We start from the raw sequence: 9,459 nt of genomic DNA on the forward strand, positions 1-9,459 counted from the left end.
GCGCCAGTGGAGGGGGGCCCCTGTGGGTGGGCTGGGTGCTGCTGATGGTCTGGGGCACCTGGCGCCGGGCTCGCAGCCGTCGTCACCTGTCATGACCTCCCCTGGGTGACGGCCACTTGAACTCAAGGCGTGGAGGCGGCGAACCACCGCCTCCACGGGAAACGCATTCCGCGAGCTGGATGGGGCTCGTCACCCCCAATGCGGGCTCCGCGGTTCTCGAAGCCATCGAGTGCGCGCTCACCCTTCCACCTTCCGGTGCAGCGTTCGCCGGTCGATGCCGAGCACACGTGCCGCAGCGGCCTTGTTTCCTCCGTGGGCCTCCACCACCCAAGGCGCGAAGGCGAACCAGCTCCAGGCCATGTACGAGTACCAACGCACCGTGCTCTCGGCCTACGTCGAAGTGGTCAACACGCTGGCCGATGTCCAGAACACCGAGGAGGTCCTCTCGCACAGGAGGAGCCAGAAGGCCGCCGTCGAAGGGGCAATCGCATCGGCGGACGTCCTCTTTCGCGCTGGAAAGGCGAGCTACCTGGAGGTCCTGCTCGCGCAGCAGAACGCGCTTCAGGCGGAGCTCGACCTCCTCGAAGCGGCCCGGCAGCGGCGGACCGCGCTGGTGTCCGCCTACCGGGCGCTCGGAGGCGGGGGGCAGTGAGATGCGGGACGGATGCCCCGCCCCGCCTCAGGCAGACCGTGGAGCCACGGCCCGTGTCACGAAGCTGTCCACCCCGAAGCCCGGCAGCGGTTGCCGAGCAGGACGGATGCTTCAGACAGGGACTGCCTCTCCTCCGTGCGCCAGGTGGGCCTCTCCCGAGGGTGCGAACTGGCAGCAGTGGGTGAGCTGCCCCGCCTCCACCTGGAGCGTGACGTGCTCGATGCCGCACTCGTCATGGAGCTGCCGCTTCAGCCGGTCCAGGAACGCGTCATCCACCTGGGCGCCGCGGACGACGAGGTGGGCAGTGAGCGCCGCCTCCGTGGTGCTCATGGCCCAGACGTGCAGGTCATGTACCTCGGAGACACCGGGTGTCCGGCGGAGCTGCTCTCGCACCGCCGCCATGTCGATGTTCTCCGGCACGGCATGCAGCGCGAGGTTGACGGAGTCCTTGAGCAGCCCCGAGGTGCCCAGGAAGATGAGGACCGCGATGGCGAGCGTCACCACCGCGTCCATCCAGGCCCACCCGGAGAAGTGGATGAGCGCGCCGGCCAGGACGACTCCGAGCGACACGCCCGCGTCGGCGGCCATGTGAAGGAAAGCGCCCCGGATGTTGAGGTCGTTCTCGCGGCCCTTCCAGAAGAGCAGCGCCGTCGCGGTGTTGATGAGGATGCCCACCCCGGCCACGGCCATGATGGTGCCGCTGGAGACAGGGGCGGGCTGCCCCAGCCGCCGCACCGCCTCCCAGCCGATGCCTCCCACCGCGACAAGCAGCAGGAGCGCGTTGAGCAGGGCCGCCAGGATGGACGAGCCGCGCATGCCGTAGGTGTGCCGCGCGGTCGGCTTCCTCCGGGCCAGGAGGCTTGCTCCCCAGGCGAGCACCAGACCGAGGACGTCGCTCAGGTTGTGGCCGGCGTCCGCCAGGAGCGCCAGCGAGCCGGAGATGACGCCATAGGTGGCCTCGACGGCCACGAACCCCAGGTTGAGTGCGATGCCCACGGCGAAGGCCCGGCCGTGAGAGGGCGCTGCGTGATTGTGGGAGCCTGACATGGACGTCGGTTCCTCCAGAGTCAAGGGAGTCCTGGCGGGCCTGCTCCAGCCGGGGGAATGCCCGGAGGAGTCCGCCATCTGCCAGGGCTGACGCCCGCTCCGGTCAGCGGTTACACCCGGCCCCGTCAGGTCGGCTCGCACATGCAGTTGGCGCACCCCTCCCGGCAGCAGGTGGGGCCGCAGGACTGCTCCAGCCGCCGGCCGAGCGCCTGCCGGGCACGGTGCAAGCGCACCTTGGCGTTACCCGGGGTGATTCCGGCCGCCGCGGCGAAGTCCGCGAGGGATTGTCCCTCCAGGTCCACCCCGCGCAGGATGCTTTCGTATTCCGGCTTCAAGGTGGTGGTGAGGGCGGTGAGACAGGCACAGACGGTCTGCTCCAGATCCTCCGCGTCCTCGGTGGACAGGGGGACCTCCTTGGCCAGCCCGCTCAGGGCGCTCCCTTCGCGCGCTTCGCGCCGGTGCCGGTCGATGAGCGCGTTGCGCAGGAGCCGGTAGAACCAGGCCACCGCCCGCTCCTCGTGGCGCAAATCGCCCTCGCTCTCCATGCCCTTGAGCAACGCGGCCTGGAGCACCTCCTCCGCCACCTCGGTACCGCCAACGCGGGGTATCAGGAACGCCAGGAAGCGCTGCCGGTTGTGGATGAGGGTCTCGAGAACTTCAGGGCTCATGACATGGACCTCTTACGGAGTGAAAAGCGGTCGCGCCACTGGCTCGTCGCCCGCTCGGCGGATGCGCGCTACCCGAAGTGCCAGGCCCGCGACCGCGCCCTGCCGCCGGCGAAGTAGCGGGCCCGGAGCCTCACGTCAGCTCCCGCCGCTTCACGGCGTGGTGAACAGGGAGCTGAGCGCGTCCGCCTGGGAGTTGGGAATCCGCTCGGAGGAGATGAACGGGTCTCGCTCGACGTTGTAGTCGGGCGCGTCCACCGCCGTCACCTTCAGGTAGTGGAGCGAGGCCGGCGCCAGCGTCCCGGGCGGCAGCCGCACCTGGGTGACCGAGCCGGGCACGTAGAACTGGGCCTGCACGGACGCGGTGGTCCGGCCCGCCGGGAACCGGTAGAGGGTCACCCAGTACGCCGAGGGTGAGCCCACCGCGGGCGGCAGCCAGGCGATGACGGGGCTGGTGGAGCCCACCTCGCGCGCCACGGTCGCCGCAATCCCATCGATGCTCAGTCCCCGGGGCGGAGTCACGCGCGGCAGCACGGGCCCGGCGATGAGGTTGTCCAGCCGCTCATACGTGCCGATTCCGCCCTGCAGGAGGTACTGGGTGGTGCCGCCGCCCGGGGGCGTGGCCATCACCCGGAACGAGTACCGCACAGTGCCCACCACGCCCCAGGTGGTGGGAAATGGATTGCCATACTTCAGCCGGCGCGACAGGGTGGACGAGGAGCCCGAGGGCAGCCTCAGGTTGAGCAGCTCTCCGGAGTAGCCGATCCACCCGTTCGTCAGGCCATGCACGGCGGGCACGACGCTGAACGTGGGCGTGCCGGCCGTGGCCTGCGGGTGCACCTCCGAGGCGCGAGCGGTGTACTCGGGCAGGCGCCACTCCATGGTGAACTCGCTCATCGGCACCGGCTGCATCACCCCGGTGATGGGCATGGGCGTGGTGCCGTTCGGCGTGAAGTCGAAGGCGCTCATCTGCACGCCGCGCACCACGGCGCTATATGCCAGCACCCCGCCGTCCGGCAGCGTGCCCGCATCCATCTCGCCGAGCTGATTCACATACAGCCGGTCCCCCACGTCCCCATCGAGGACGGGAAGGGCGTAGCCCGAGACGGCCGACAGCCGTGCCTCGCTGGTGACGAGGCTCGTCTGGCCGGTGGTGACCGGTGACTCGAGCATCAGGCTGGCGGCCAGGTTCACCTGCCCGCTCACCACCTGGAGGCTGGAGCCCGGCTGCGTGACGCTCCGGTACGGCTGCCACGGCGAGAGGCCCGACAGGTTCACCTGCGCGGGCGTGTCGTAATACGAGGTGGACCCGGCGTCCGCCCTGCCCAGCAGGTTGGAGCCAAGCTCCACCTGCCGCTCGTCCGTGACGATGTAGGTGGCTCCGGTGGAGCTCGTCTTCAGGTAATACGCGCCGGAGGGCACACCGGTGAACCGCCAGCCGCCGTCGGGGGCCGCCGAGCCGGTGAGGCGGGTGAACGTCGCGCCGTTGGGGACGAGAATCTCGGGCTGACGCGCCGACAGGTCATTGGGCCGCACCACCACGCCCACCGCCGTGTGGTAGTGCGTGGAGCTCGTCACCAGCACCGTGTCGCCCGTGGGCGTGCCGCCGTCCGTCTCACAGCCCGCCATCAGCGCCTCGCCCATCCACGTGCCATCGCCCGAGGCACCGGGAATCACCGTCCCGGAAGAAGGACCCTCGTTCAGCTCGGGCGAGTTGCCGGGCTCGCCGCCGGCGCAGCCAATCCACGCGACGCACGCGGGAGCGAGCAGGAAGGAGAAACGACGCAAGTGCATGAGACCTCCAGGGGTTGAAAGGGGGCGGAACCCTACCCCGAGGTCTTCGACATCGACGAGGTCTCGGCGATGAGCTGCGCCAGCCTATCGAGGCCGTCTCGAACTCGGACTGGGAGAGGGCCAGGGTGTAGCGCCAGGCCGTCCTTCTCGCGCGCCAGCAGGCCCTTGCGGTGCCGCCGGTCCATCGTCGTCATGATAATGGCCGGCGACCGGGTCCTGGACCAGAGGAGGAGAAGCCGTGCCGGTGTCTCCGCGTGTGAAAGGCGCGATGCTGGGGTTGTCCGCCGCGGCCCTCTTCGGGGTCAGCGCTCCGGTGGCGAAGCTGCTACTGCCTTCGAGCACGCCGCTGGTGCTGGCCTCACTGCTCTACCTGGGAGGCGGGCTGGGACTGACCTGCCTCGAAGCGTTGAGGAGGATGCGCCCATCCGGCGATTCCAGAAGCGAGGCACGCCTCGGGCGCAAGGACGTGCCCCTGCTGCTCGGGGTCATCCTCTGCGGCGGCGTGCTGGGGCCGGTGCTGATGCTGGTGGGCCTGCAACGGCTCTCGGGAGTCGCGGCCTCGCTGCTGCTCAACCTGGAGGGCCCCTTCACCATCCTCCTGGCGCTGCTCGTGTTCGGAGAGCACCTGGGCCGCTCGGGCGCGCTCGCGGCGGGCTTCGTCATGGCGGGTGCCGCGGTGCTGGGGTTCCAGGAGGGCGAGCTGCACGGCGATGTGCTGGGCGTGCTGTCCCTGGCCGGTGCGTGCCTGGCCTGGGCCGTGGACAACAACCTCACGCAGCGGCTGTCCCTCAAGGACCCCATCGCGCTGGTGCGCACCAAGGCGCTCGGCTCGGGTGCGTGCACGCTCGTGCTGGCGTGGCTCACCGGGCAGCCCTTCCCTTCCGGGAAGGTGCTGGGCGCGGCCCTGGTGCTCGGCTTCGCCAGCTACGGGCTGTCCATCGTCCTGGATGCATATGCCCTGCGCCTGCTGGGCGCGGCACGCGAGGCCGCGTACTTCGCCACGGCCCCCTTCGTGGGCGCCCTGGTGGCGGTGCCACTCCTGGGTGAGCAGCTGCGGCCCCTGGACCTGCTCGCCGGCGCGTTGATGGCCACGGGCGTCGTCCTGCTGCTGCGCGAGCGGCATGGCCACGTGCACACGCACGTGGCGCTGGAGCACGAACACCTGCACGTCCATGACGCACACCACCAGCACGCGCATCCCCCCGGCATGGATGCCACCGAGCCGCACAGCCATCCGCACCGGCACGAGCCCCTCACGCACGACCACCCGCACGTCTCGGACCTGCACCACCGCCACAAGCACTGACCGGGCGGGCCCAGCCCATGCCAGGTAGACGCCGAGCAGCACGCCCACCATGCCGGTGGCGAGGGCGCGAAGAATGGCCGCCACCAGCAGCAGATGGTGGTCCACCCCGCCCCTCGCGTGTCCCGCCTGGCTGAGCCCCAGAGCGGGCACCGCTCACCGCGCCTGGAAGAGAAGACCTACGAGCGCGGCTCCGGCGATGACCAGTGGAATGAGGAGCTTCGCGTTCCAGCGGAAGAGCGCCGCGAGCGCCAGCGCGAAGACCCCGAGGGTGACGGCTCCGGTGAGCGAAGTGCGCAGCAGCCCCACGGCGGTCGCCGCGATGAGCCCCACGACTCCCGCGGTGACACCGTCCAGGAAGAGCCGCACCCGTGGCTGGTGGAGCACGCGTTCGAAGAAGTCATGCCCCAGCAGCGTGAAGGAGAAGGCCGGAGCGAAGATGGCCGCCGTCAGCACCAGCGCTCCCGCGAGCCCGCCGCCGAGGTAGCCCACGAAGGTGGAGAAGATGATGAGGGGGGCGGGAAGGATTCCCGAGAGTGCGAGGCCATCGAGGAACTGCGCGTTCGTCATCCACCCGCCGAGCACCACCGCGTCACGCTGGAGGAAGGGGATGACGGTGTACGCCCCACCGAAGGTGAGCAGCCCGCTGCGCAGTCCGCTCCACGCCAGCATGAGCAGCGAGGGACGGCCCTGCGTGGCCGTGGCGGCTTCCGTCACGCCCACCAGCGGGGCGGCGGCCTCGGAGGACAGCCCCTGCCGGACCAGAAGGACCCCGAGGACCACCGCGCAGCTCCCCGCCAGGATGAGCGCGGGAACCCTCCCGCCCTGCCGGGCCAGCAGATAGATGAGCCCCGCGGCCACCAGGGTGAACGCGAAGTGGACGCCCGCGACCTGCGCGAGTGCGGCCCCCACGGCCACGCCCCACAGCCACCTGTTCGCGAGCGCGTGCCCGCCAATGCGCACCACCGCGCGGACGATGAGCGCGCCCACCGCCGCCTGTACGGCCCCGAAGACCGCCACGAGGTTCGGGGAGGCCAGGCCGTAGCGCAGATAGGCCCAGGAGAGCGACAGCATCAGGACGAGCCCGGGCAGCATGAAGCCCAGCCCCGCGAGGAAGCCTCCCAGCCGGCCCCGGGAGAGCATGCCGAAGTAGACACATAGCTCGTGGGCCTCGGGGCCGGGCAGCACCTGGTAGACAGCGAGGACGCGGTTGAACCGGGCGGGAGACACCCACCGCTCGCGCTCCACCAGCTCCGCCTTGAGCATGGCGATCTGCGCGACGGGCCCGCCCCACGCGAGCGCGCCGAAGTGCAGGAAGCGCAGGAACAGTCTGCCGTAGGACTCGTGCGGCGGCCGGGGTTCCGGCGCCTCTTCGAGGATGTCGTGGGAACTCATCCTCGAAGCGCCGCCGCGGCCTTCTGGGCCCGCTCCAGGCGGGCATTCACCACGTCCCAGTTCACGTTCTGGAAGAAGGCGTCGATGTAGCGGGCGGCCGCCGCGCCGTAGTCCATCTGGTAGGCGTGCTCGTACATGTCCATGACGAGCAGCGGGTGGCCATGGGCCAGGGCCTGGGTGTGATTGCCGCTCCAGTACGTCTGTGGCTGGCCGGAGTGGAAGTTGTACGTGAGGATGACCCAGCCGCTCCCGCCACCCAGGCTGGCCCCCGTGGCCCGGAAGTGCTCCTCCCAGCGGCCGAAGTCGCCATGCGCCGCCGCGAGCAGCTTCTGGATGGAGCCGCCCGCCTTGCCGTCCCCGCCGAGATTCCCGAAGTACGCCTCGTGGAGAATCATCGAGTTCGTGAAGGTCAGCTCCCGCTCCTTCAGCCCGCCCACCAGGAAGCCCGGCGTGTCCTTCGTCACGCGCGCCAGCTCCTCCTCCACCTTGTTGAGGTTCTTCACCGCCCCGCCGTAGTTGTTCTCGTGGTGGCTGCGGAGGAGCTTCTCCGAGAGCCCCTTGAGCTTCGCCGGGTTGAAGGGCAGCGGCGCCACCGCGTGCTTGCCATGGCCCGGAGTGCCCGGCGCACGTGAAGGCTCCGCCGCGGCGCTTCCTTCCGGGGTGACGAGGAGGGTGGTACCAGCCACCACCATTCCGGTCATGAGGTCGCGTCGGTTCATCGCAGCTCCCGGCTCCAAGGGGATACGGAAACGAACAGGTTCGAGCGTAGAGCGAGGCCGCTGGCAGGCAGGGAGACTTTCCGCACGCGGCGAACAGGGAGTGTTGACGCCGGGACGCCCGCTTCAGCGCAGGCCGTCACACCACGGGCTGGCGCCATGCGCGAGACAGATGCTCCTGGCCTTGCTGGCCGAAGCGCCGCACCAGTTCCTCCCGGCCGCGCTTCCCATGTTCCAGCAGATACGCCAGTTCCGTGGGCATCAGCAGCTTGACGGTGACCAGCCGCACCTCTCCGGCCGGCATGGTGAAACGGCCCGGCAGCGTGCTCGACGCCATGCCCAGCAGCACTCCCACCCGGCCCTCTTTCGTCAGCAGCGGCTCGGGCAGGTTCTGGCCAGAGACTTCCATGGAGAGGAAGCCCGCCTTCACCTTCTCACGCACGCTCTCGTGTTTCGCGAGCTCGTTCCCTACCCGCTCCAGCAGAAGCAGGGGCCAGCTCTTCTCAGCGTCACCGAGGGGCTCGTTCGTCTCCAGGGCCAGCTCCAGGCCGAAGCCCACGGACGGCTCCGCGCGGTCCACGAAGAAGTCTGACAGCCCGTCCGTCACCAGCAGGGTGCGTCCCTCGGGGCGGTGGATGACGCGCCAGACCTGGCGCCGGGCCGGCCAGTCACCACCAACGACGATGGGGATGATGACCTCTTCGTCCAGCTTCCCCAGGGTGCGCCAGAAGGCTTCGCGGGCAGCGTCCGTCTCATTCCGAAGCGCCAGGAGTTTCCGGCTGCGTTCGCGCTCCTCGGGACTGATGGCACTCGGGCCGGTGACTTCCTCGAACTTCATGCCCGTGACACCCGCGTGATCCAGTGCCTCCTTGATGTCCTCGGACACGATGAGCGCGATGCTCCACCCCCAGGTCCGGAACACCTTGGCGCCGCCCACCTTCGTTGGGTCGATGCGCAGGCCGGACACCGCCCGGTACTTGCCGACCTTCTCCGGGCGCCCATCCTCCGGCTTCCAGTAGCGCACCTCCTCCGAGGCGCTGTCGTCAATGCACCGGATGAGCCGAGTGGCGACGAGGATGAAGTACGGCTCGGACTGTCCGGCAACGTCGACAGGAAAGAGTTGCACGTCGGCGGGCGCCAGCTCCGCGAAGATGTTCGCCACCTTCTTGTGAACAACAGGGGTGACACCCACGCCCGCGAGAGAGAAATCAAGAGGACTCCCGGGATGGTCGATGGGGATCTTGAGTCGCGCTTCAACCTGGACAGGGCATCCATCCGTGAACTGCCACGGGTCGTCCACCTCCTGCCCCTGTGAATCCGTGGGGTCTCCCAGCAGCCAGCGCCCCTGGGTCTCCATGTCGTCAAAGAGTTCAAAGAATCGCTTCGCCATGATTCCTTCCTCACCTCACTCAGCCCGCGTCACCAGCTTGTTGAGAGCGGTGCCCGGCGTGGAGATCTGTACGGCCAAATCCCTCAGTTCCGCCGTCAGACGTTCACGACACTGCTGGATGCTCTTGCAGCGCCTCGTCGCGTCCTGCAATCGGCGGAAGACCTCTCGATGGTACTCCACGGGGTGAGGCCCTTTATGGCCCGGCACGCGGACCTTGTTGGCCGCGTCATCGAGTGACATGCCCGCCCGGTCGAAGAGCTTCTTGAAAATGGGGGACCACGGGCCACCGCTGCTGGTGGAGTCCCACCACTTGTTCGTGGCGATGTGGTGCTCGTGGGCAGCGGTCGCCACCGGCTCGGACGCCACAGCGTGAGTGCCGCGTGCCGTCTCCGCGACAGCCTCCGGGTCCAGCGCAATGGTGATGACGCCTCCCGGTGCCACCGCCACCGAGGTGACCTGTCCCGCCGCCGCCAGCCGGAAGCCGCCCTGCCCCACCC

Annotated in this window: 10 protein-coding genes; 2 read left to right on the forward strand and 8 right to left on the reverse strand. The window is 69.4% G+C overall.

Translation table 11 applies throughout. The annotated features are described in order from the left end of the window. Window positions 1-237: 237 nt before the first annotated feature. A complete protein-coding gene (locus HG543_RS57090) occupies window positions 238-360 on the reverse strand; it encodes a helix-turn-helix domain-containing protein (RefSeq protein ID WP_169351579.1) in 123 nt (40 codons plus the stop codon). Here HG543_RS57090 and HG543_RS47435 point away from each other — a divergent pair. Further along, window positions 302-652: a TolC family protein gene (locus HG543_RS47435; protein ID WP_246357817.1), complete on the forward strand. Its 351-nt coding sequence runs from the start codon at window positions 302-304 to the stop codon at window positions 650-652. The two genes, HG543_RS57090 and HG543_RS47435, sit on opposite strands and share 59 nt — an antisense overlap. A gap of 111 nt (window positions 653-763) precedes the next feature. Here the strand turns inward: HG543_RS47435 and HG543_RS47440 are convergent, their stop codons facing one another. The 3 genes from HG543_RS47440 to HG543_RS47450 all read right to left on the reverse strand — a co-directional run bounded on the left by HG543_RS47440 (window position 764) and on the right by HG543_RS47450 (window position 4,158). Further along, window positions 764-1,699 carry a cation diffusion facilitator family transporter gene (locus HG543_RS47440; RefSeq protein WP_169351581.1) on the reverse strand — a complete coding sequence of 312 codons (936 nt, stop codon included), beginning with the start codon at window positions 1,697-1,699 and terminating at the stop codon, window positions 764-766. A gap of 125 nt (window positions 1,700-1,824) precedes the next feature. Next, window positions 1,825-2,367 (reverse strand): RNA polymerase sigma factor, encoded by a 543-nt coding sequence (locus tag HG543_RS47445; RefSeq protein WP_169351582.1) that lies wholly within the window; start codon window positions 2,365-2,367, stop codon window positions 1,825-1,827. 150 nt (window positions 2,368-2,517) lie between these two features. After that, the gene (locus HG543_RS47450; RefSeq protein ID WP_169351583.1) at window positions 2,518-4,158 is read right to left on the reverse strand and encodes a hypothetical protein; all 1,641 of its coding nucleotides are present in this window, start codon (window positions 4,156-4,158) and stop codon (window positions 2,518-2,520) included. Between the two features lie 268 nt (window positions 4,159-4,426). Here HG543_RS47450 and HG543_RS47455 point away from each other — a divergent pair, with 268 nt between their 5' ends. After that, complete coding sequence (locus tag HG543_RS47455) at window positions 4,427-5,464, forward strand: DMT family transporter (RefSeq protein WP_211194661.1); 1,038 nt, start codon at window positions 4,427-4,429, stop codon at window positions 5,462-5,464. Between the two features lie 153 nt (window positions 5,465-5,617). Here the strand turns inward: HG543_RS47455 and chrA are convergent, their stop codons facing one another. From chrA to HG543_RS47475, 4 genes are all read right to left on the reverse strand, one after another. Further along, window positions 5,618-6,856, reverse strand: coding sequence for a chromate efflux transporter (gene chrA, locus HG543_RS47460; RefSeq protein ID WP_169351585.1), 1,239 nt, complete (start codon window positions 6,854-6,856; stop codon window positions 5,618-5,620). Then, complete coding sequence (locus HG543_RS47465) at window positions 6,853-7,575, reverse strand: superoxide dismutase (protein WP_169351586.1); 723 nt, start codon at window positions 7,573-7,575, stop codon at window positions 6,853-6,855. The genes chrA and HG543_RS47465 overlap by 4 nt, the downstream gene beginning before the upstream one ends. 136 nt (window positions 7,576-7,711) lie before the next feature. Next, a complete protein-coding gene (locus tag HG543_RS47470) occupies window positions 7,712-8,962 on the reverse strand; it encodes an imm11 family protein (RefSeq protein ID WP_169351587.1) in 1,251 nt (416 codons plus the stop codon). 15 nt (window positions 8,963-8,977) lie between these two features. Continuing rightward, window positions 8,978-9,459 (reverse strand): AHH domain-containing protein (locus HG543_RS47475; protein ID WP_169351588.1); only part of this gene is annotated, 482 nt, incomplete at its 5' end.

The organism is Pyxidicoccus fallax, assembly GCF_012933655.1.
Lineage (GTDB): Bacteria > Myxococcota > Myxococcia > Myxococcales > Myxococcaceae > Myxococcus > Myxococcus fallax.

Excerpts from the sequence above, each read along its gene's own strand:
- HG543_RS47445 (WP_169351582.1), bottom strand. The coding sequence starts at position 2,367 with ATGAGCCCTGAAGTTCTCGAGACCCTCATCCACAACCGGCAGCGCTTC.
- HG543_RS47455 (WP_211194661.1), top strand. The coding sequence starts at position 4,427 with ATGCTGGGGTTGTCCGCCGCGGCCCTCTTCGGGGTCAGCGCTCCGGTG.
- HG543_RS47465 (WP_169351586.1), bottom strand. The coding sequence starts at position 7,575 with ATGAACCGACGCGACCTCATGACCGGAATGGTGGTGGCTGGTACCACC.
- HG543_RS47450 (WP_169351583.1), bottom strand. The coding sequence starts at position 4,158 with ATGCACTTGCGTCGTTTCTCCTTCCTGCTCGCTCCCGCGTGCGTCGCG.
- HG543_RS47470 (WP_169351587.1), bottom strand. The coding sequence starts at position 8,962 with ATGGCGAAGCGATTCTTTGAACTCTTTGACGACATGGAGACCCAGGGG.
- HG543_RS47440 (WP_169351581.1), bottom strand. The coding sequence starts at position 1,699 with ATGTCAGGCTCCCACAATCACGCAGCGCCCTCTCACGGCCGGGCCTTC.
- chrA (WP_169351585.1), bottom strand. The coding sequence starts at position 6,856 with ATGAGTTCCCACGACATCCTCGAAGAGGCGCCGGAACCCCGGCCGCCG.
- HG543_RS57090 (WP_169351579.1), bottom strand. The coding sequence starts at position 360 with ATGGCCTGGAGCTGGTTCGCCTTCGCGCCTTGGGTGGTGGAGGCCCAC.